This window comes from Xanthomonas hortorum (assembly GCF_040279205.1).
Classification (GTDB): domain Bacteria; phylum Pseudomonadota; class Gammaproteobacteria; order Xanthomonadales; family Xanthomonadaceae; genus Xanthomonas; species Xanthomonas hortorum_F.
This window is the reverse complement of record NZ_JBEOLS010000007.1, coordinates 1-21,099: the sequence shown is the minus strand read 5'-3', so window position 1 is coordinate 21,099 and position 21,099 is coordinate 1. Positions and strand designations below refer to the sequence as shown.

The 21,099-nt window shown below is 59.7% G+C and carries 13 protein-coding genes and 3 pseudogenes; 5 read left to right on the top strand and 11 right to left on the bottom strand.

Features of this window, described 5'->3' with window-relative positions:
* Positions 1–100: 100 nt before the first annotated feature.
* Both ABS769_RS04810 and ABS769_RS04805 read right to left on the bottom strand, forming a co-directional pair.
* Positions 101–2,197 (bottom strand): M13 family metallopeptidase, encoded by a 2,097-nt coding sequence (locus tag ABS769_RS04810; protein ID WP_317060533.1) that lies wholly within the window; start codon positions 2,195–2,197, stop codon positions 101–103.
* Positions 2,198–2,536: 339 nt separating this feature from the next.
* Positions 2,537–4,639 (bottom strand): M13 family metallopeptidase, encoded by a 2,103-nt coding sequence (locus ABS769_RS04805; protein ID WP_317060613.1) that lies wholly within the window; start codon positions 4,637–4,639, stop codon positions 2,537–2,539.
* A 368-nt stretch (positions 4,640–5,007) separates the two neighbouring features.
* Here ABS769_RS04805 and ABS769_RS04800 point away from each other — a divergent pair, with 368 nt between their 5' ends.
* Both ABS769_RS04800 and ABS769_RS04795 read left to right on the top strand, forming a co-directional pair.
* Complete coding sequence (locus ABS769_RS04800; RefSeq protein ID WP_317060531.1) at positions 5,008–6,603, top strand: phytoene desaturase family protein; 1,596 nt, start codon at positions 5,008–5,010, stop codon at positions 6,601–6,603.
* 199 nt (positions 6,604–6,802) lie between these two features.
* On the top strand, positions 6,803–7,198 hold the full coding sequence (locus tag ABS769_RS04795; protein ID WP_317060530.1) for a hypothetical protein: 396 nt from the start codon (positions 6,803–6,805) through the stop codon (positions 7,196–7,198).
* A 398-nt stretch (positions 7,199–7,596) separates the two neighbouring features.
* Here the strand turns inward: ABS769_RS04795 and ABS769_RS22705 are convergent.
* Positions 7,597–7,799, bottom strand: a pseudogene (locus tag ABS769_RS22705) (hypothetical protein); the annotation flags it as partial.
* On the opposite strand from ABS769_RS22705, the pseudogene ABS769_RS22700 reads away from it, so the two are divergent.
* Positions 7,799–7,991: pseudogene (locus ABS769_RS22700) on the top strand (FAD-dependent oxidoreductase); the annotation flags it as partial. The pseudogenes ABS769_RS22705 and ABS769_RS22700 sit on opposite strands and share 1 nt — an antisense overlap.
* A gap of 107 nt (positions 7,992–8,098) precedes the next feature.
* Here the strand turns inward: ABS769_RS22700 and ABS769_RS04790 are convergent.
* Both ABS769_RS04790 and ABS769_RS04785 read right to left on the bottom strand, forming a co-directional pair.
* A complete protein-coding gene (locus tag ABS769_RS04790) occupies positions 8,099–11,155 on the bottom strand; it encodes a TonB-dependent receptor (protein WP_317060529.1) in 3,057 nt (1,018 codons plus the stop codon).
* Positions 11,156–11,532: 377 nt separating this feature from the next.
* Positions 11,533–13,456: pseudogene (locus ABS769_RS04785) on the bottom strand (TonB-dependent receptor domain-containing protein); the annotation flags it as partial.
* A gap of 1,461 nt (positions 13,457–14,917) precedes the next feature.
* On the opposite strand from ABS769_RS04785, the gene apbC reads away from it, so the two are divergent.
* Complete coding sequence (gene apbC, locus ABS769_RS04780) at positions 14,918–15,769, top strand: iron-sulfur cluster carrier protein ApbC (RefSeq protein ID WP_317060611.1); 852 nt, start codon at positions 14,918–14,920, stop codon at positions 15,767–15,769.
* 96 nt (positions 15,770–15,865) lie between these two features.
* A complete protein-coding gene (dcd, locus tag ABS769_RS04775; protein ID WP_006452354.1) occupies positions 15,866–16,435 on the top strand; it encodes a dCTP deaminase in 570 nt (189 codons plus the stop codon).
* 26 nt (positions 16,436–16,461) lie between these two features.
* Here dcd and ABS769_RS04770 read toward each other — a convergent pair whose 3' ends face one another.
* The 6 genes from ABS769_RS04770 to ABS769_RS04745 form a co-directional block, all read right to left on the bottom strand.
* Positions 16,462–16,647 carry a LiaI-LiaF-like domain-containing protein gene (locus tag ABS769_RS04770; protein WP_057672021.1) on the bottom strand — a complete coding sequence of 62 codons (186 nt, stop codon included), beginning with the start codon at positions 16,645–16,647 and terminating at the stop codon, positions 16,462–16,464.
* A 346-nt stretch (positions 16,648–16,993) separates the two neighbouring features.
* Complete coding sequence (locus ABS769_RS04765; protein ID WP_006452352.1) at positions 16,994–17,161, bottom strand: LiaI-LiaF-like domain-containing protein; 168 nt, start codon at positions 17,159–17,161, stop codon at positions 16,994–16,996.
* A gap of 27 nt (positions 17,162–17,188) precedes the next feature.
* On the bottom strand, positions 17,189–17,641 hold the full coding sequence (locus tag ABS769_RS04760) for an HIT family protein (protein ID WP_317060526.1): 453 nt from the start codon (positions 17,639–17,641) through the stop codon (positions 17,189–17,191).
* Positions 17,638–18,300, bottom strand: a complete 663-nt coding sequence (locus tag ABS769_RS04755) for a dienelactone hydrolase family protein (RefSeq protein ID WP_317060525.1) — start codon at positions 18,298–18,300, stop codon at positions 17,638–17,640. The genes ABS769_RS04760 and ABS769_RS04755 overlap by 4 nt, the downstream gene beginning before the upstream one ends.
* 220 nt (positions 18,301–18,520) lie before the next feature.
* Entirely contained in the window at positions 18,521–20,128 is a 1,608-nt protein-coding gene (gene xopAC / locus ABS769_RS04750) for a uridine 5'-monophosphate transferase XopAC (RefSeq protein ID WP_430544133.1), read from the bottom strand.
* A gap of 684 nt (positions 20,129–20,812) precedes the next feature.
* Positions 20,813–21,099 (bottom strand): transposase (locus tag ABS769_RS04745; RefSeq protein WP_317060523.1); only part of this gene is annotated, 287 nt, incomplete at its 5' end.

Sequence of the window (21,099 nt, the reverse complement as noted above, 5' to 3'; positions counted from 1 at the left end):
GGTGCCGGCCGCTTGCATGAACGCGACAGGCCCGCGTGGGCGGGCCTGTGCGTGTTGCCGTCGTGTTGGAAGCGCTTGCAGGCAGTGACTGGCGCAGCGCCTACCAGATCACCACGGGGTCTTTCTCAGGCCGTACCATCGCATCGCCAGGCTTGCATGAAAACGCGGTGGCGAACTGCGGCATGTTGGAGGGAGGTGCAATGGCGCGCAGTCTGCCAGGCGCGTGCGGGTCCGAGGCCAGGTAGACCATCTGCTGTTGATCGCGCACGCGTTGGCGCCAGCTCCGCGCAAAAGCAAGAAAGAAGCGTTGTTCGGGACTGTAGCCGTCGATCGTTTTTGCGCGTTCGGGATGTTGGTGCAGAGCGGTCTGCAATGCGTCGTAGGCGACGTTGGTGCCGCCCAGATCGGCGATATTTTCGCCAAGGGTGAGCTTGCCATTGACGTGCAGGGTTGGGTGGTCTGGCAGGGGTGTATAGGCGTCGAACTGTTTGACCAACTGCTCGCTGCGTTGTTCGAACTTGCGTCGATCCTCGGCCGTCCACCAATTGACGTTGTTGCCTGCACCATCGAACTGGCTGCCCTGGTCATCGAACCCATGGGTCGCCTCGTGGCCAATCACTGCACCAATGCCGCCGTAGTTCAGCGCATCGTCGGCGTTGGCATCAAAGTACGGTGGCTGCAGGATCGCCGCCGGGAAATTGATGGAATTGGTGGAGGTGTCGTAATACGCGTTGACGGTCTGCGGCGTCATCTGCCAACGCTTGCGGTCAGTCGGTTTGCCGATCTGAGCGATGTCGTAGCGATAGTTGAATTTGGCGGCCGCCTGCAGATTGCGGTAATAGGCGCCGGGGACGATCTCCAGCCCGGACCAGTCGCGCCATGTATCCGGATAGCCGATCTTGGGCAGGAAGGTGTTCCACTTGGCGATGGCCTTGGCTTTGGTTTCCGCACTCATCCAATCGACGTTTTCAATCCGCGTCTTGAGCGCGGCGCGGACGTTGTCCACCAACTCGCTGGCACGCTGTTTGGCCTCGGGCGTAAATACTTTAGCGACGTACAGTTGACCCACGCCTTCGCCCATTGCGCCATTGACCGCGCGCAGGACGCGCTTCCAGCGTGGCAGTTGCTCTGGTTGCCCGGAGAGGGTCTTGCCATAGAAGGCGAAGCGATTGTCGGCAAAGGCCTTGCTGAGCTGTGCGGATGCCTCATCGATCGCATGAAAGCGCAGGTAAGCCTGCCATTGCGCAATGGGTGCGTTGGCCAGTTCGTGATCGAACGCAGCGAAAAAGCGTGGCTGCGCCAGCGAGAAACCCTTGCCGACGTCCACGCCCTGGGTGGCAAAGAAATCCTTCCACGGAAAGTGCGGCGTGAGCTTGTCCGCTTCGGCGAGACTGACCAGGTGATATTGGTTCTTGGGCTCACGCGCATCTACCGGCTTCAGTGATGCGGCAGCCAGGCGGGTTTCGAGTGCCAGTACGTCCTTTGCCTGCGTCTTGGCCGCGTCGGCGGAACTGCCGGTGAGTTCGAACGACTTGGCAATGTAGGCAAGAAAAGCGGCGCGGATGGATGCGTGCTCTGCGTCGGTGTAGTAGTCCTTGGTTGGCAGGCCCAGGCCGCTTTCCTGGGTAAACGCGATCTGCATGTCGGCGTTATGGAAGTCTGCGCCGGCCCCGAAATTGAACACCTGGGCATCGCCTTCGCCATGGCGGCTGATGATGTAATCAGCGACATCCTTGCCGGACTTCAACGCGGCAATGGTGTCCAGTTGCGGCTGAATCGGCTGGGCGCCAGCCGCTTCGATAGCGGCTTCGTCCATGCCGGAGGCATAGAGCGTGCCGATCTTCTGCTCCAGCGAAGTTGTCTGCTTACCCGACTGCGTAGCGGCAGTTTCAAGAATGCTGCGCTGGATCGCCATGCTTTTTTCAGACAGGATTTCGTCCACGCCCCAACTGGTGCGGTCGGGCGGGATCGGATTGGCTTTTGCCCAGCTGCCATTGACGAAGTCGTCCAGGTTTTGACATGCGCCGCCCGCAGGGCCCAATTCGCTGATGTCGAACGCAGGCTTTGCGGCAGCTGCGGCTGCAGGTGTCGGGGCGGCCGCTTTTGCCGGCGCATTGCTGTCGTCGGCTTCGCGCTTGCAGCCGGTCAAGGCCACAACCAGTGCCAGAGCGAGCGTAGAGGTCTTGATCGGTGACATGGAAGCCCAGTCGCATGAAAGGACACCGAGCATAAGCACGTGCGTCTTTGCGAGAGCACGCGTTGAGCTTTGTTGAGGCTTGGTGTTTATGCTCTCGATGGCTGAGTGACGAACTCACGCTTCAAGCACGGATAGATGCGCAGGCAATACGTTTGTGTGCGCAGAAATCCCGTCGAAAACGAAGTGGCTGCTGCATGCGAGTGGCTGCTGCCTGCGTTGGGTAAACAATCTCGTGCAGTCCGCACGCGTTGCGAACGTGCGTTTCGGAAATGCCCAAAAAAACGGGCGACGATCAACCGATCGCCGCCCGCGTTGGTTACCGCTTTCTTGCGATTACGATTACCAGATCACAACCTGCTTATCGCCCTGACGCACCATCGCATCGCCGGCCTTGCAGGAGAACGCGGCGGCGAAGGCCGGCATGTTCGACGGCGCGCCGATGGCGCGGAAGTTGGCCGGTGCGTGCGGATCGGTCTTCAGGCGCACCACCAGTTCTTCCGGGGTGAAGTTGCGGCGCCACACCGTGGCCCAGTTGAGGAAGAAGCGCTGGTCGCGGGTGATGCCGTCGGTCTTGGGATCGTCCTTGCCGGCGGTGGCGGTCTTCATCGCGTCGTAGGCGGTGTTGAGGCCGCCCAGGTCGGCGATGTTTTCGCCCAGGGTCAGGTCGCCCTTGACCTTGTCGCCAGACGGGGTGCGATAGCCGTCGAACTGCGCGACCAGCTTGCCGGTGCGTGCCTTGAACGCGTCCAGATCCTTCTGCGTCCACCAACCCGGATCGGCGATGAAGTTGCCATCGGCACCAAAGCGGCTGCCCTGGTCGTCGTAACCGTGCGTCATCTCATGACCGATCACCGCGCCGATGCCGCCGTAGTTCATTTCCTCTGGTGCATTCGGGTCGAAGAACGGCGGCTGCAGGATCGCCGCCGGGAACACGATCTCGTTCTGCAGCGGGTTGTAGTAGGCATTGACCGTCTGCGGGCTCATACCCCATTCGGTCTTGTCTACCGGCTTGCCGATCTTGGACAGGTTCCACTTGTAGTTGTATTCGGACGCGGCCATCACGTTGCCGAGGTAGCTGTCACGGCTGGTGTTCAAGCCGTTCCACTCGCGCCACTTTTCCGGGTAGCCGATCTTGGGCGTGAAGCTTTCCCACTTGGCGATCGCCTTGGTCTTGGTCTCCGGGCTCATCCAGTCGAGCTTTTCGATGCGGGCCTTCAGCGCGGTGCGCAGATTGGTCACCAGCGTTTCCATCTTGGCCTTGGAATCGGCCGGGAACGCGACCTTGACATACATCTGGCCCAAGGCCTCGCCGGTCTGGCTGTTGATGGTCGCCAGCACGCGCTTCCAACGCGGCTTGATTTCCTTCTGGCCGCGCAGGGTCTTGTTGTAGAACGCGAAGTTCTCATCGACGAACGGCTGGCTCAGGAACGGCGAGGCGCCATCGACGGTGTGGAAGCGCAGGTAGGCGCGCCAGATCGCCGGGTCGGTGTCGGCGATCATCTTGCTGACTTCCTGGTGGAAGGCCGGGATCGCCAGCGAGAACATCTCCGGCGTGGTCACGCCCTGCGACTTGAAGAACTCGGTCCACGACCAGTTCGGAGTCAGCTTGTCGGCCTCGGCCGGCGAGATCGGGTTGTAGGCCAGCGAGGCATCGCGCGACATCTGGGTGCTGGTCTTGGAGACCTTGGCCAGACGGCTTTCGAACGCGACCACCTGCTTGGCCTGCGCCGCGGCATCGGCCGCAGCCACGCCGGACAGCTCCAGCACCTTGGCGACGTGCGCCTGGTAGGCCTCCAGCTTGGCCTTGTTGGTGGCGCTGGTGTAGTACTCCGGATCCGGCAAACCCAGGCCGCCTTGCATGGCGTAAGCGATGTTCTGGCTGGACTTCTTGAAGTCCGCCTCGGCGCCGAAGCTGAAGAGTTCGTTGTTGCCCTTGGCCGCGCTGCTACGCAGATAGTCGACCAGCTTGGCCTGGTCGCTGATGGCGTCGATCGCGGCCAGCTCCGGCTTCAGCGGCTCGATGCCTTGGGCGTTGATCTTGGCTTCGTCCATGCCGGTCGACCACAGGTCGCCGACGATTTTTTCCACGCCGCTGGCGCTGGTGTCGGCCGCAGCCTGTTCGACCAGTTGCTGCTGGATCGCATTGGAGCGCTCGTCGAGCATCTCGAACGCGCCCCAGCTGGTGCGATCGCTCGGCACCGGGTTGGCGGCCAGGAACTTGGCGTTGGCGTAGGCGTTGAGGTCGGTACAGGCGTTGCCGTTGGCATCCAGATCGGCCGCGGTGAACTGGTTCACCGCCGGCAGCTTGCTCTGGTCCAGGGTCAGCGTCTTGGGTGCAGCGGACGTGGTTGCCGCTGTGTCGCCCGCGGGGGCGGCAGGCGCGGCTTCTTCAGACTTCTTGCAAGCGCTCAGCGCGGTGGCCACGGCCAGGGTCAACGTCAATAAATGGGGTGTTCGAATCACAAAGGGCTCCAGAAGCAGCGGATTGGGAAGCCCCGTCGCCAGGGCCGTGGCCGGCACTCTACGCTTCGCCAGCCGGATGGCATGGTGTCGAAGGTCATGGGTGCGGCGTGTGTAGATGCGCTGGGGCTGATGGCTCTTTGGCATGCGGCTGCTGGATGGCAACGTGGCGTACCTGCCGTGACGCGCTGGGTAGGGAGCCTGCGGCCTTCTCATCCTGCGTCGCGCGGGTGTTTGGTTCATGTTCTCGGCAGATATGGACCATGTTGGTGATGGTGAGCGCACATCGGTGGCGATGATCGCCACTGCGCGAATGGCTGACTCGGGCAAGCGATGCTATATACGAGCGCATGCCCACCGCCTCCGAACCGTTGGACGCACTGATCATCGGCGCCGGCCACAACGGCCTGGTGTGCGCTGCATATCTGGCCAAGGCAGGCAAGCGCGTGCTGGTACTGGAAGCGCGCGATGTGGTCGGCGGCGCAGCAGTCACCGAAGAATTTCACCCCGGATTTCGCAATTCAGTGGCGGCGTATACGGTGTCGTTGCTGCAGCCCAAGGTCATCGCAGACCTTGAGCTGGAGCGGCATGGTCTGCGCGTGGTTGCGCGCCGCATCAACAACTTTCTGCCGCTGCCGGATGGTGAGTATCTGCTGGCCGGTGCTGGGCGCACCGCTGCGGAAGTCGCCAAATTCTCCGCACGCGATGCCGCTGCATTGCCTGCCTATGAAGCGCGGCTTGAGCAACTGGCCGATGTCTTGCGTGCGCTGGCATTACAGCCGCCGCCCGATGTCACTGACGGGGGCTGGTTGCAAGCGTTGCCGCAGTTGTGGCGAGCGGGAAAGGTGGGGCTGCAGCTGCAGGGCTTGTCGCTTACGTTACGTCAGGATCTGCTCGATTTATTCACGATTTCCGCAGCCGAGTATCTGGATCGCTGGTTCGAAAGCGCACCGATCAAGGCGCTATTTGGCTTCGACGGCATCGTCGGCAATTACGCCAGCCCGTACGCGCCGGGCACGGCGTATGTGTTGTTGCATCACGTGTTCGGGCAAAGCAACGGCATCAAGGGCGCCTGGGGCCATGCCATCGGCGGCATGGGCGCCATTACGCAGGCAATGGCCGCCAGTGCGCGCGAATCTGGTGCGGACATTCGCACCGGCTGTGCGGTGGACCGCGTGCTGGTGGAGCAGGGGCGTGCGGTTGGTGTCCTCACCGCTCACGGAGAGACGATTCGAGCGCGTGCAGTAGTTGCCAACGTAAATCCGAAACTGCTCTATCAACGCCTGATGCAGCCGGACGATGTCCCCGCGACGACACGAGAACGCATGGCGCATTACCGCTGCGGATCGGGCACGTTCCGCATGAATGTCGCGCTCTCGCGGCTGCCAGATTTCACCGCCTTGCCGGGCACGGGCGATCATTTGACCGCCGGTATTATCCTGGCGCCGAGCCTGGATTACATGGACCGTGCCTGGCTGGACGCGCGCGCCTTCGGATGGTCGCGTGAGCCGGTGGTCGAACTCCTGATTCCCAGCACCCTGGACGACAGCCTGGCGCCGCCTGGGCAGCATGTGGCCAGCCTGTTCTGCCAACACGTGGCACCTCAACTTCCCGATGGTCGGCACTGGGACGATCATCGCGAAGAAGTCGCCGATTTGATGATTGCAACGGTGGAGCGCTACGCGCCAGGATTCGCCGCATCGGTGCTGGGCCGGCAGATCCTCAGCCCCCTCGATCTGGAGCGCATCTTCGGCTTGATCGGCGGCGACATCTTCCACGGCGCCCTCAGCCTCAACCAACTCTTCAGCGCACGCCCCATGCTGGGGCAGGGCGCCTATCGCGGCGCGATTCCGGGACTGTATCTATGCGGGGCCGGGACGCATCCCGGCGGCGGGGTGACCGGCGCGCCTGGGCGTAATGCAGCGCGGGTGATTTTGGGTGGTTGAGGTTTTGCTGGAATACGTTGAATCGAATTCGCTGCCAAGGAGGAGGTGGTTTGAAGTAGACACTCCTCTGAAAAATTCAATAATTTCACCTATTTATATTGTAAAAACGTGATGTCTATCTTAAATATGTTCTAGGAAATGATAATAATGGCGTGCGCTAGCAGTAATTGCGCGAATTTCACTCACAAGGAGATGTCAGGTGAAGATTGCTTCTGCTGGGTTGTTGATTGTCCTCGCATGTGCTGGAGCAGACGTCCAGGCTGCCCGTAAGAACTCGATGAATTACGTCTATTTTACTGCCGAGGGCGTGCCCGTTGGTCAGCAGGCGTATTTTTGCAATAACGTCCAGTGGGAAGGAGGGGATACTTCTGCGCCATACCGTTTGACGATTAAGGGTGGCTGCAGTAGTGAAGTCATTTGTCCGCCGGGTGGAGGATCTTGCAACATTCAAAACGATACATCGGTAACTTATTCGCTGACAAGTAGTGCGCCGTTTACAGAAGAGGAGGCATGTGATCTGATTCGGCGCTTTCCATGCCAGACAACTGAGCCTGAACTGCTGTGGGATTTTGGGTGGACACCTGTAAGGCGTTAGATAAGTCAACTTCAAGGTCAGCAGTACAGGTTCTTCTACACCGGTACAGCGCCTCCTGCGTCGATTATCGTTATTCCTTCAAGGGAGGCTTTTGTTCACGTCCGCAGGTCTAGTTGCCAAGCGATCTGCGGATCTCGACGTTATCGCTACCAGTCTGCTTCACTGCAGACCGGTATGCCTGCAGTGGTTCGGAAGCTCGGGGTGTCATGTCGGGCCAGCGCCGGCCGCGTCTACCGCTGCCGCTGCTCAGTGCTTCAAAACCTCAAAAGAGGTCCGGATAACTGGAGTCTGGAGCAATGATAAGCCTGATCGGAGATGTCGTGACGATGTCTCCGTTCCTCCTGCGATCAGAAATCGGGCCACTCCCTTTATCACGGACACTTACAAAAAAGCCGATCGAGGCCTGTAAACGGATTGGTGACTCTCACGCCATTGATGTAGTAGGCGTTTTCGATGACATTGGAGTCGTCGAAAGACATCACCGAGCTCAAGCTGCTACTGAACGCGCCGCTGCCTGGCCACCGCACCCAGTGCCAGCAGCGCGATCGCTAAGGCCAAGCGGCAGCGTTGCGAGCTGCTCGGAGGTGATCATCGAGCGCGAACGGCGCCGTCAGCCTCAATCAATTTTGTTCAGCGCACGCCCGCTGCCGGGACGGAGCGTCTATCGCGGCGCGATTCCCGACTTGTATATGTGCGGGTCCGGAACGCACCCCGGGGGGGGGGCGGGGTCAGCGGCGCGCCTCGACATAATGCTGCGCGGGTGAATTTGGCGATTGACCAACACGCGGAGTGATTGCCATGGTTTTTAGGTGATGGATAAAAAAGGCCCTGGGGAACCAGGGCCTTTTTTTAAGTAATTTCTGCTCCGGAAGCGCCATGACGGCGCTCCGGTTCCTGCGATCAGAAATCGTAGGCTGCAGTCAGACGGACAAATCGCGGTGTGTTGTAGTTGTAGGGTTCGGTACCGACACCATAGGTATTGCGAACGGTAAAGGGCGCGGTGTTGTAGCGACTTTCGACACGATTTACCGAGCGATCGTTCAAGACGTTGAAGACTTGAAGTCCCAGTGCCAATTTGTGGTCGGCAAAGGAAGGCCGGTAGGTAATGCCAAGATCAAGGTTCTTGATCCAGGGGGTACGTCCGGCATCACCGGGAGGTGAAGCCTGGCCACCGCAGTAGTGGTACGCAGAGCCATATCCGATTGGGTTGCCTTCATTCGACCCGAAGTAGCCAAGGCAGGAAATCGGCGTACCCGACATCACGCGTACAGTCGCCGATGCCATCCATTCCGGCGTGACCTGATACGCACCGAATGCCTTTAGCTGATGCCTGCGATCATTTGCCAGACTACCGCCTGCGTAATACATCAACTCAGCCGCATCCCAGTCCTGCGTCTTGGAGACATCGGATTGACCGATGTCAGACTTAACCTGACCTTCGGTATTTCCGTAACTATGCGACCAGGTGTAGTCAACACGGCCATACCACTTTTCGTCGAACGGATGCTCCAGAAACAGGTCCACGGCAACATAGTTGCGACGCGCCTTGTCGGTAAAGCCCCAATCGGACTGGCTCATGCGCAATTGCGTATAGCCTGAGCCGTCGACGTTGGCGAGATTGTAGGTATTGGTCTGGCCTGGGTTGAACATGACACACCCCGGGATGCTCACGCTGCTGACATCTCCACCGGTTGCGGCCAATTTCGCGGACATCTTGCCAGGATCGCAGACGTCGTCGATCGCACTCTGCAATTTGCGATAGGTCACCTTGGCACCGGAATTCCAGCTCTCGCCCAGGGTCTTTTCAAAGCCGAGGATAATTTCGTCTTGATACTGCGACTTCAGGTCGCCTGGTGCAAATGCATTCGGGTCTGGAGCTTGGCCGTACTCGCCATTGCTTGAAACAGGGCCGGGGCCAATCGCGCCAAGGCCGGTCGGTTCGCCATTCGCATCGATTCCGCTGTAGGTGAAGTATTCATCGGTATAAGTGGATGCCGACGCACCGCGAATTGCGACACTGTTAGGCAGTGCCAGATAGTAGCGGCCAAGGTTGGCAAAAACCTTCAACGAAGAGTCGCCGAAGACATCCCAGCTTGCACCCAGGCGCGGTGCCCACTGGTCACCGCTATCCACATAAGCAACGTGATCGCTGTTGTAGTTGGTGAACTTGTCATTGCGAATACCGAGCGTCAGCAGCCAGTTGTCGCTGACCTGCCAACGGTCTTCCAGGTAATAGGCTTTTTGCTCGACTGCCATGCTTGTGGTCGTGGAGAAAATCCGACGTTGCGCGTAATAACCCTGACCACCAGGCGCGCCCACGCCGAGTTCTGGATTAATGCCTTCGGCGGGGTTGTCCTGCCTCCCGTAAATCCATTGGTAGCCCGGACCCGTGGTGCGAACACCCTCGTCGTAGGCGTTGAAGTACATGTTGTCCACACCTGCGGTCAAGTCGTGATTACCCAGGCGATATTCCAGCTCAAGACGAAGGCTGCGCGTTTTATTAATCGGATCTTCGGCCTTCGCCCGATTGGTAGCTTGGTTGTTACGGATTGGCGTGGTACCAACGATTGCTGGATCTTGCTCTGTTACACCGTCGAGGAACGGAAGCGGCGAGATGCTGGGGTTGAACTGGCGATTGTGTTGGGTGCTGCGGCCCCATGTGGCATTCAAAGTCAAATCATCGGTGAGATAGCCGGTGTATTTGAAGATGTCGTATTTGTCTGTGGTCTTGAACGTATCGGGGAATGTGCCGGTCGCACCGCCGGTGCTCAGATCGTTGTAGTTGAACGCCGTGTAATAGCCCCCGCGGCGGTCGGTGTTCTGAATGCGCGTGTATTCAAAGATATTGGAGTCGTTGATGTTCCAGTCCAGCTTTCCGTAGAACTTGGGAGAGCTGTATCCGTAGTTGTTTTGTCCCTGAATCGCACTCGTGCGAGCGTTGGTGGTGACGCCGTCGGTCTTGTCGGTTTCTCCAGCGACAAAAATGAAGAGTTTGTCTTCGATTAGCGGGCCGCCCGCATATGCGCTGTAAACAGTACGGGTTTGATTGTTGTCCTTGCCACTGCGGTAGAGCGTGCCGGGCTGGGTGCGGTTGGTGTAGCCATAACCTGCAGGCAAGGTGTTGCTCGGGAACCAGACATCGCCAGTCGAGCTTGCCAGGGAATCCGGTTCCCACACTGCCTGTGCGCCAAAATGCCATTCATTGGTGCCACGCTTGCCGAGCTGATTGATGACACCGCCGGTGGAACGCCCGTACTTTGCGCTATAGCCGCCTGTGTAGGTTTCCTGCTGGTCGATTGCACCATAGGGCAGGCTGACACCACCCAGGTTGCTTAGCGGATTACTGACGTTAAAACCATTGATGTAATAAGCATTTTCAGTAACGCCGGAACCGCCGAAAGAGACCACCGAGCGCGAGCCGTTATTGAAAGCGCCACTGCCGGCCACGGCACCGGGCGCGAGTAAAGCAATCGCTTCTGCACTGCGTCCCAGTGGCAGGGTTGCCAGCTGTTCGGAGGTGATCACCGAGCGCGAGCTGGTCGAACTGACATCGATCTTCGGTGCGTTGGCAGCAGTTACCGTGATCGCGCCCAGAGTAGTCGCATCGGCTTTGCCCGCGGCGCTGGCACCAGTAAACGAGACTTCGGTGCCGGACCCTACGCGCAGCTGCACGTTCTTGCGGGTATCGACGACCTGCTCGCCGCGCTTGAGGGTGACGGTATAGGCGCCCACCGGCAATGAGCCGAGGTTGTAACGGCCATTGGCGTCGATGGTGATCGTGCGGCTCAGGCCGGTGTCGCTCTGCACGACGATGGTGCTGCCCGCTTCCGAGGGAGCGCTACCGTAGATGCTGCCGGTCGTGCTTTGTGCGTAGACCGCACCGTTGGCGAGACACGCGCCGAGCACAACAGCCAGAGCGGTGCGCTTGAGGGCGTGGCGACGAAATTGATTGCTCATTCCTAACCTTTCAACTGGGTATCGGGAGAAGTGGCGGTCATCGAAGAGTCAGATGGCCTTAACCCGAACGTAATGAATCTGTGGGCTGAGTCGCAAGCCTTTTGAATGATTCGTTAATGAAAAGGGCGAGATCCGCATCGAATATGCGGATCTGCGCACAAATTGCCAGGCATGCGAATAGCACCTGGCTTGGGCTACACAAGTATTCATTTTTGTCAGTGCGCGCGATGCGGCGTGACATCGAGCTGGTCAACCGAGCGCTACCTGTCCGCCATATCAGTAACTGATTGTCGCGTCTGGTTGACTGGTTTCATCTGAAACATGGATTCAAAAAGACCCCGTCAAACGGGGTCTTTTCGATGCATCGCCAACAGGCCTCAGAACCGGACTGTCGTGCCCAGGTAGAAGAACCGCCCGACGTTGTCATACAGCGCAGAATTGAAATCCGAGCCGAAGTAGTTGCGCGGCGGGTCCTTGTCGAAGGCGTTGTCGATGCCCAGGTAGACGTCGATCTTCGAGCCGGGGAACTGATAGCCGAACTGGAAGTTGTGGTACGTGTACGAGCCGTTCTTGATCGGGCTGGCCGAGCCCGGGTTGCTGTTGTAGCTCTCCGGCGTCACGCGCAGGTTGCCGTCCACGTAGTTCATGTCCCACGACGCGCGCCATTCGTTCCAGTTGTACTTGGTCTGGAACTGCGCGCGCCAGCGCGGGTCGGTGACGTAGGTGACGTACTCGTCGTACTCGGCCGGGAAGTCCTGGAACACCCATTCGCGCGACTGGATCAGGCGCGTGCCGACAAAGCGCAGCACCGTATTGCCTTGGCCAATCTGGAAGCGGTAGTCCATTTCCAGATCCACGCCCACACGCCGCGAGCGTGACAGGTTTTCGTTGAGCGCCTGCCAGCCGATGATGCTGTGCTCGGGATAGATGCGGCCCTGCGGGTCGGTGAATCCACCCAGCGGGGCACGCTGCACGAAGCCGCAGAAGCTGTTGTTGATGCCGCCTGGATTGTCCACGCAGCGCGTAGCATTGGTCTCCGCGGTCACGGTGCCGATCGCGTCCTGCAGGTCGATGCGCCAGTAGTCGATCGACATGCCGAAGCCTTCGAAGAACTCCGGTTGCCACACCAGCCCATAGGACAGGCTGCGCGCGCGCTCCGGCTTCAGTTCCGGGTTGCCGCCGCTCACGCCGGGGCGAGTGGAGGTGAAGGTATCGATCCAGCCCACCGGCACGCCCAGCGCACTGCAGTTGGCCTGGCGCAATGCCACATCGCCCGCGGTGCCCGGGCGGTTGGTGTTGGTCGCCAGGTAGTTGCAGGGATCGTTGATGGTGGCGAAGTTTTCGCTCTGCGAGTCGTACAGCTCACCGATGCTGGGCGCGCGCACTGCCTGTGCCACGGTGCCGCGCAGACGCAGCGAGGGGATGATGGTCCAGTCCAGGCCCACGTTCCAGGTCTTGGTCGAGCCGATGCTGTCGTAGTCCGAATAACGCCCTGCCACATCCAGCGCCAACCGGTCCACGCCCGGCAGGCCGGCAAGCAACGGAATGGTGCTCTCGACGAAGACTTCCTTGACGGTGTATTCGCCACCGCTATTGGGGATGGCGTTGAGGAAGGTCGCTCCCGAGGCCGCCAGCGGATCGGTGATTTCCTCGCTCTGCTCCTTGCGGTATTCCACGCCACCGGCAAACCCGATGTCGCCGGCCGGCAGCGACAGCAGGTTGCTGTTGGCTACCGATGCGCTGAACACGGTTTGCTGGATCTTGGCCTGCGCGCGCAGTGGTGTTGAACCATGCGGCGGCTTCCGGCGTGACCGCGCCATTGCCGAACACGCTGAAGGGCACGCAGCCTTCGCGTGCCAGCGCCGAATAGACGCGGTTGGTGTTGGGGTTGATCGCAGTCGGGTCCAGCGTGGTGCGGCAGACGATGTTGCCGCTGGCGTCGCGCGCAGCATCGATACCGGCCTGCCAACGCTCGTTGATGCGGTTGTTGAGGTTGAGGCGGTCGACGGTGGTCTTGCCATAGTTGGCAGACACGTCGTAGGTCCAGTTGTCGGTGAAGTTACCTTCTGCACCTAGCACGGCGCGATAGGTCTTGCGCTCGATATTTTCGCCGCGACGACCGGCATCGACGTTGAAGCGGTTCATCAGGATCTGCGTGGCACCGCGCGAATCCATCAGCGCACCGAGTTCGGGGCTGACATACGGATTCTGGCGACGCACGCGCAGCGAACTGTCGAACGCCGGCTGGCCGAAGAATTCCGAATCGGTCTCGCTGTACTTGCCTTCGAAGAACAGGCGATTTAGCGGGCTCCAGCGACTGCGGGGTACCTTGTGTACCCCGCTTATCAAGCCGCTAAGTGCGCACGCTTATCCCAATGAGCCGCTCCTAATTAGCCGCGCTGCACACAACTTCCGCGCTTATTTCGCCATTTCCCGTGTCTCGGACATTTGATGTGCAAGTCATACTTGTCCCGGTTCCAATGTCACCTTGAAAGGCTGCGCCAAGCTCTACCGCACGTTGCACGAATTTTGTCAAGTCATTAGCATTGACGAATGTGTACTGGCGAAATGAGTTTGGGCCGCCGGTAAGGTCGTTTCGATTCTCTGGAATAATGTTTGAGTTTGAGTCTCTGCTTTGAGAGTCAAGTTTAACCCAGTCTTTAAGTTTTGAGTCAAATACGAAATATGCGCGTGTGCCATCTGGGAGATTTACGCGGATTGTTACGGCCATTTTATCTGGATTGAAGCTTCCAAAAGGGTTTATTGCCGTCAATAAGGATATTATATCTTGGATGAGTGCTGGGCGGGTTGAGCGAATATGGTTGGCTACGATCTGCTGGTTGCTAGGGTTGTTTGTGAGTTCGTAGGCGCTGTTGGGTCCGCCCCCTCCGCTTGAAAACGATATTGATTCGGAGGCGACGCGAAAAGCTAGATTGATATAGGCAGAGATGGGAGCTTCTACGGGATCCTCAATTGCAAATCCATATGAAGTCGATCCATCCGGAAGTTGCTCAGGAACATCTTGGCCCGGCTGCTCTAGGGAGACATAGTATTTTTTAACCCCCCCCTCTCAAACCATCGATTACGTAAACTGGTGTGTAATACGGAAGTTTGTTGTGAGCAGCAGCCATAATGGCTTCCGACTCCATTTCATAATTTGTGCAACCGTCGCATCTTAAGGTCTCAGCGTGTGCTGATGCAGGGCTATAGAAGGCAACTGAGGCGATGAATGCGGCGACGGCGATTCTAGTGAATACCATGAATTCTTCCTTGGATGATCATGTGGAGAGCCGACTCGCTGCCGGCATTGGTGTGTTGCGAGCAAGCTTTAGATTTCTGTTGTGGTTTCAATTTCCTGAGCGTTTGCTGAACGGATTTTAAGGCTAGCACTATTGATTTCGGCCGTAAAGCCTTCGGATATCAGTCCTATGAAAGCTGTCGTGATTAGCTCTCATTCTCTATCTGGATCAAGGACTTAACCCTTGGCACCTCCCTTTTTTACGACGGTTTATTAGTGTTTCAGCTGACAAAATCTCCCTGCAGGAGCAAGAAATACAAATGCAGAGGATCAAACGAAGCGGCCCGCCCTAGTTTTCGGCTCTTCCAGCGAGGCGGGGCCTTGCTTTCCTGGGCGAAGAAGTTAGAGCTAACGCGGGAAACTTTTGGACTCCATGTGAACTGCAGCCCTCCCGCTTAGCGGATAACGAGTAGAGGTTTCATTGTTAATATGAATGTGACAAATTCCCCAATCGAGTATAATGACTGATGAGCGAACGCAGAATCCCCGCGCATGCGGTGCAGAACGCGTTGGCGCCGCATCCGCGGATCCGCAATGTGATCGCGGTCGGCTCCGGCAAGGGCGGGGTGGGCAAGTCCACCACGGCGGTGAATCTGGCGCTGGCCTTGCGTCAGCAGGGCGCGCGCGTCGGCGTGCTGGACGCGGACATCTACGGTCCGAGTGTGCCGGCGATGCTGGGCCTGAGCGGGCGGCCGGACAGCCCGGACAACAAGTCGATCGAGCCGCTGCGCGCCTTCGGGATCGAGGCGATGTCGATCGGCTTGCTGGTCGACCAGGACACGCCGATGATCTGGCGCGGGCCGATGGCGACCTCGGCGTTGACCCAGCTGTTCAACGACACGCTGTGGGATGACCTGGACTACCTGCTGATCGATCTGCCGCCAGGCACCGGCGACATCCAGCTGACGCTGTCGCAGAAGATTCCGGTGGCCGGTGCGGTGATCGTCACCACGCCGCAGGACATCGCCACGCTAGATGCGCGCAAGGCCTTGAAGATGTTCGAAAAGGTGGAGGTGCCGGTGCTGGGCATCGTCGAAAACATGGCAGTGCACACCTGTTCCAGTTGCGGCCACCGTGAGCATCTGTTCGGCGAAGGCGGCGGTGAGCGCATGGCGGCGCAGTACGGCGTGCCCTTGCTGGGGTCGTTGCCGTTGGAGATTGCGATCCGCGAGCAGGGCGATGCCGGCCAGCCGATTGTCGTTGCCGCGCCCGAGTCGGCAGCAGCCAAGGCCTATCTGGCCGCCGCCGCGCGCCTGACCGAAGAGCTGGGCAAGCGCCCGCGCGCCAGCATTCCGATTTCGGCCTCGTTGCTGTAGCGCGCGGGTCGGCCAGCAGTGCCGGCCGCTTGTTAGAATTTGCCGTCTTCGCGCGGGCCGCTGGGCCCGTCGCCTTCCGTCTTCAAGGAACATCACATGAGCATCAAGAGCGACCGCTGGATCAGGCGCATGGCCGAGCAGCAGGCGATGATCGAGCCGTTCGAACCCGGCCAGATCAAGCACGACGCCGCCGGCCAGCGCATCGTCAGCTTCGGCACCTCCAGCTACGGCTACGACGTGCGCTGCTCGCGCGAGTTCAAGATCTTCACCAACATCAACTCGACGATCGTCGACCCGAAGCACTTCGATCCGGGCAGCTTTGTCGATATCGAATCCGATGTCTGCATCATCCCGCCGAACAGCTTTGCACTGGCCCGCACGGTGGAATACTTCCGCATCCCGCGCGACACGCTGGTGGTGTGCCTGGGCAAAAGCACCTACGCGCGCTGCGGCATCATCGTCAACGTGACTCCGCTGGAGCCGGAGTGGGAAGGTCACGTGACCCTGGAATTCAGCAACACCACGCCGCTGCCGGCGCGCATCTACGCCAACGAAGGCGTGGCGCAGATGCTGTTCTTCCAGTCCGACGAAGTCTGCGAGACCTCGTACAAGGACCGCGGCGGCAAGTATCAGGGCCAGACCGGCGTGACTCTGCCGCGCACCTGATGCTGTGGTGCGGCCGTGACCTTGCCTCAGCAGGTCGCGGTCGCGCGCTCCCAGTATCGCAGCAGTTGGCGCACGCCAGCGGCGATCAGTAGCGCAGGCCACCAGGTCGACACAAGGTTGCCAAGATCGAAACGGGCCAGCCCTAGGTTGTCCAGCAGGAATAAGCTGCCCAACGTGATCAGAAACAGTGCAGGAATCAGGCGGTAGCGCATGGCGATGTCCTCGGTAGGTGTGAGGCCATGCTGCGCGCTACGCGCGCGCCGATCAGGTGCCGGAAGTCAACAATTGCGGATGACAAAGGTCATGCTGGCAAGGCCGCAAGGCTCGCTGACTGGCTGCGGTGGCCATGTCGCCTGCGGTTGATCGCCATTAGGTCGTCGACGTCTTCAGGGGTGCGGAACCCCTGGTTTTCTACGGGTGCAGTCTAATAAGTGCATGAGGCTTCGCGCGTACCCTCATCCGCCCCTTCGGGGCACCTTCTCCCGATGGGAGAAGGGATCTCGGCGCTCTGATTACGCGCGGGGCTGATCCACTGCTCACCCCATTCCCAATTCTCGGCTACTTGCCTCGCCCAAACAGCATGCCAACGCCGCAAGCGACCAATGCCGCCGGCCACCACGTGGCGATCAGCCGGCCAAGGCTGACATTGGTCCAGCCCAGGTTATTGGCCAGAAACAGCAGGCCGACGAGGATCAGGATCAGCGCGGCGACGACATTGGATTTCATGCGGAAGGGTGGTTGAAAGACGGGCGCCTATCGTAGCCGTTGCGCCCACGCAGCGACACGGTGTTTCAACGCATCGGGCGCGAAACGTCGCGCGCTGCCGCTGCCCCACACCGGGCCAGGCCAGGCCGCATCGCCCGGATGCCGGCCAACCAGATGCACGTGCAGCTGCCGTACGATGTTGCCCAGCGCGCCGATATTGAGCTTGGTCACTTCGGGTTCGACGCGCAGCAGCTGCGAGAGCTGATTGATCTCGGCCAGCAACAGGCGTTGCTGCCCACCCTCCAGATCGATCCATTCGCTGACATCGGCCACCCGCGGCACCAGCACGATCCACGGGAAGCGGCTGTCGTCCATCAGCCGCACCTGCGACAGCGGTCCGTCGGCGACGAATACGCTGTCGGCCGCAAGTCGCGCATCGAGCTGGAAGCCGCTCGTTCCTGACCTGCTTGGGGCAGATTCGCTTGCTGCGGTCCCGCTCATCCCAGATGCGCTTCGAAGAAGCCCAGGGTGCGCTCCAACGCGCGCTCGGCGCTGTCGGCGTCGTAGTGGTTGGGATCGATGCTGCGGTTGAAGGCGTGGCCGGTCGGATACACGAAGGTTTCCATCTGCGGCAGCTTCTCGCGGTGGGCCTGGATCGCCTCGGGCGGAATGCTGGTATCGCGCTCGCCGAAGTGGAACATGACCGGCGCCTGCGGAGTTTCGTCCAGCAACTGGGTGTTGCGGCCGCCGTAGTAGCTCACCGAGGGCAGGCCCAGGCGGATTGCCGACAATAGTGCCACCGAGCCGCCCCAGCAATAGCCCACGGTGCCAACCTTGCCGGCGCGGCTGAGCAGGGTGGCGGCGGATTTGACCACCTCCACCGCGCGCTCCAGGCCGACCGCATTGGCCAGCGCCAGGCCGCGCTGCAGGCTTTCCTGGTCGTAGGGCAGCTGCACGTCCTTTTCTTCCAGATCGAAGAAGGCCGGCGCCAGGACTTCGTAGCCGCGTGCGGCGTAATCATCGGCCACCGCGCGGATATGTTCGTTGACGCCGAAGATCTCCTGGATCACCACCAGGCCGCCGCGCGGGCTGGTGGTCGGAGTGGCGTGCCAGGCGGCGACCTGGCCGTCGGGGGTGTCGAGCGTGGTCCAGTGACCCATGGGAACTCCTGATGCAATACGGGGAGCGCGCATTATCAGCCGAATCGGAGACGCGAAAGGTGAGGAAGATGTTCCCACCCGGTGGCCGCAGGCCAGCGCGGTTCACGACGCCGGTCCGGCGCCGCCGCTGCCATAATTGAGCCAACGGATGCCGTGGTCCGCGTTGGAGCAGCCGCTGTCGCCGCGCTTGCCGCAGCTCTGAGCATTGAGGGGTGTAGGTCTACTGGTGAACCTGGTTCACAACTGCGGCCATACCATTCAGCGTTTCCAAGACAACCTTCTCCGGACTGACGCGCTTTCCCCCAAGAAATGACGCTGGGAAGCGGCTTGCTTCACCAATGGGCGGGGCAGGCGGCAAACCGTGCCGTTGCAGCGCCCAATCCATCGCAAGGCGCGCTGTCCGGCCATTCGCGTTAGGGAAAGGATGCAGACTGACCAAGCGCTGGTGAAGCTGTGCGGCAAATTCGACATGGCCCAACGCGTCACGCGCATGCGCTTGCTGTTCACTATGTTTGAGCCATCCGGAAAACTTCGCCATTTCGTCTTTCAGGGTCTCGGGCGGAGGGTACCGATACTCCGTCCCTGTTTTGCTATTGCCACCTTGTATGCCGACCTTGCGCAGTTGGCCGCCAATTTCGTCATCATCATCCGCCTCGGGGAGCGCCAGTTGGTTTAGTTTGAAAATCCGATCAAGCGTGATCGGTGCCCCTTCCTCTGCCCAACTGCTGACCCTCTCTGTGGCAGTCTTCCACGCGGCGCAGGCCTTGTGATCTTGACTGGAAAGTGTGGTCGATGCGCCCTGACGCATTTGATCAACCCGTGCTCGCGCTTGCGGCGATAGATGAGGCGATAGCGCGGCCCACCGGTCGCGCAGCGCTGAAGCTTGGTAGGACAACGTCTGTCTGGTCTCTGGATCGAACGTCGGCGCCTTGAATAGGCGGTGCATCAATCCCAACCGCGTGTGTGCGCTGTGCACAGCTACATCGTCCAGGTTTATCTGCCGCGGCAGTTCACTCAGTTCCAGATTGGCTGCAACATCCAGCGTTTTCAGCTGCGTCAAGTTGGCAAGGCTCGCAGGCAATTTATTGATCTTGCAACCGGGTACCTCAATCTTAGTCAGGCTGCTGCATTGGCCAATCGAATCTGGAAGGGTTCTCAGTTCATTGTACGCGAGAGAAATCTCACTTAGATTCTTGAGCGCACCGATTTGCGATGGCAGTGCCGCAATGGAGCAACCGTCAGCGTTGATCCGCTCAAGGTGCTTGCAAAGACTCAAGTCTTCCGGCAGAAGCGAGAGGTTCTCGTTTGACGACACGTCGAGGTCTCGTAGGTGCGCAAGGCGGTGCAGTGCAGGCGGTAGCTGCGACAGGTTGAGGTCCCTGAGTGTCAACCGCGTTCCAGCTTGTCCCGCATCGAAGCAACGCATTACCCGCTCCATGGCTTCGCGGCGCTGTTCGCGATGATCACCTACTGCTGGGGGCGCAACGCAACAACCCAGTTTGGCAAGTAGTGAGGGTTTAGTCTCAACGCGCTCGCACCAAGCTGCCAACTCAGCGTGCAGACGAACGCTTTCGCCGCTGGGCGAGGAGGAGCACTGCTGAAGGCCGTGCTTACTGCTGCGTGATTGGGAGCGCGCTCCAGGCCTGGCAGGCCGCGTTTCCTGAAGGTTTCTCAGTTCCTGAATCTCCGGCGAATGTGCTGAGGACGATCGCGGAGACGGAACGGTTTGCGGGCTGTCTTCGGGTGTGTGCGTTGGATGATCTGCCGTTAGAGCGCCATACTGCTGGATGAAGGTGCTCATATCCCACAAATTAAGATTTTTATCCATTGATGAAGAACTAGTTTTTATGTTTAATAAAACGTAATCGAAAACAAAATCGAGCATCAAACAGAATTGCGAAGATTCGGCTTTCAAAGTGAACTGGGGGTTATGTTGCGATAAGGCCGCCGGGGACAATGACGCCATGTTGCCGCTACGCGTCCAGCTGGATAACTCGACCATGGGCAGGTGATCAAGCGACTGCGCTTCCCGCTGTAGGTGATGCGGAGTCTTCTTGTTCCTTGTGCGTTTTTATTCTCGCGGGATGCTATGGATGCATAGGGGCAGTGAAAGACGCGAGTGTCGCCGCGGCATTTTCACGCGCTTTCTCGCATAAGCAGGCCTTCGAAGAACGCGCCGATCGGCTGGTTGGCCCCGCACCTGGGTCTCAATCAAGCACCACAGGCCGTCGCCAGGCGCGAAGCTCGCTTGCGTCGGCTTGTGGTGTCCGTAGAGGGCGTGCGGGAAATCTGACGCGCGGTGGCCGGCCATCTCGCGCACCAGCATGCAGCCATGTCGCCGTGCCTCGGATTCCACGAAATCGAAGAACGCCGGCAGAACGTTGCCCGCGCGCCGCTATAATCTCTCCATTCAGGCCCCAGGCCGCTCCGTTCCCCAGGCTCCTGCTTCCATGTCCCAGCTGAACCCCAAAGTCGGCTTCGTCAGCCTTGGCTGGCCTAAAGTTAGGGCCTGTTAACACATCCGAAGCCAATCAACGACTAGGACGAAGCTGAGGAATCCAAGGAACATGACATCCAGCTTGTCGAAGCGCGAGAAAATCCGGCGGTAGCCTTTCAAGCGACGGAACAGTCTCTCCACTTCGTTGCGCCGCTTGTACATCTGCCGGTTGTACTCCCAAGGCTCGACCCGATTGGATTTCGGCGGGACCACCGGCACGAAGCCAAGATCGAGCGCTAACTGGCGGGTTTCGTTGCCTTCGTAAGCACGGTCCATCAACAAATGAATCGGCCGCTCCACTG

What these genes read in the sequence shown, in the direction of transcription:
- ABS769_RS04810 (WP_317060533.1), bottom strand. Translation starts at nt 2,197, where the DNA reads ATGTCACCGATCAAGACCTCTACGCTCGCTCTGGCACTGGTTGTGGCC.
- ABS769_RS04800 (WP_317060531.1), top strand. Translation starts at nt 5,008, where the DNA reads ATGCCCACCGCCTCCGAACCGTTGGACGCACTGATCATCGGCGCCGGC.
- ABS769_RS04790 (WP_317060529.1), bottom strand. Translation starts at nt 11,155, where the DNA reads ATGAGCAATCAATTTCGTCGCCACGCCCTCAAGCGCACCGCTCTGGCT.
- dcd (WP_006452354.1), top strand. Translation starts at nt 15,866, where the DNA reads ATGAGCATCAAGAGCGACCGCTGGATCAGGCGCATGGCCGAGCAGCAG.
- ABS769_RS04770 (WP_057672021.1), bottom strand. Translation starts at nt 16,647, where the DNA reads ATGCGCTACCGCCTGATTCCTGCACTGTTTCTGATCACGTTGGGCAGC.
- ABS769_RS04765 (WP_006452352.1), bottom strand. Translation starts at nt 17,161, where the DNA reads ATGAAATCCAATGTCGTCGCCGCGCTGATCCTGATCCTCGTCGGCCTG.
- ABS769_RS04760 (WP_317060526.1), bottom strand. Translation starts at nt 17,641, where the DNA reads ATGAGCGGGACCGCAGCAAGCGAATCTGCCCCAAGCAGGTCAGGAACG.
- ABS769_RS04755 (WP_317060525.1), bottom strand. Translation starts at nt 18,300, where the DNA reads ATGGGTCACTGGACCACGCTCGACACCCCCGACGGCCAGGTCGCCGCC.
- xopAC (WP_430544133.1), bottom strand. Translation starts at nt 20,128, where the DNA reads ATGGATAAAAATCTTAATTTGTGGGATATGAGCACCTTCATCCAGCAG.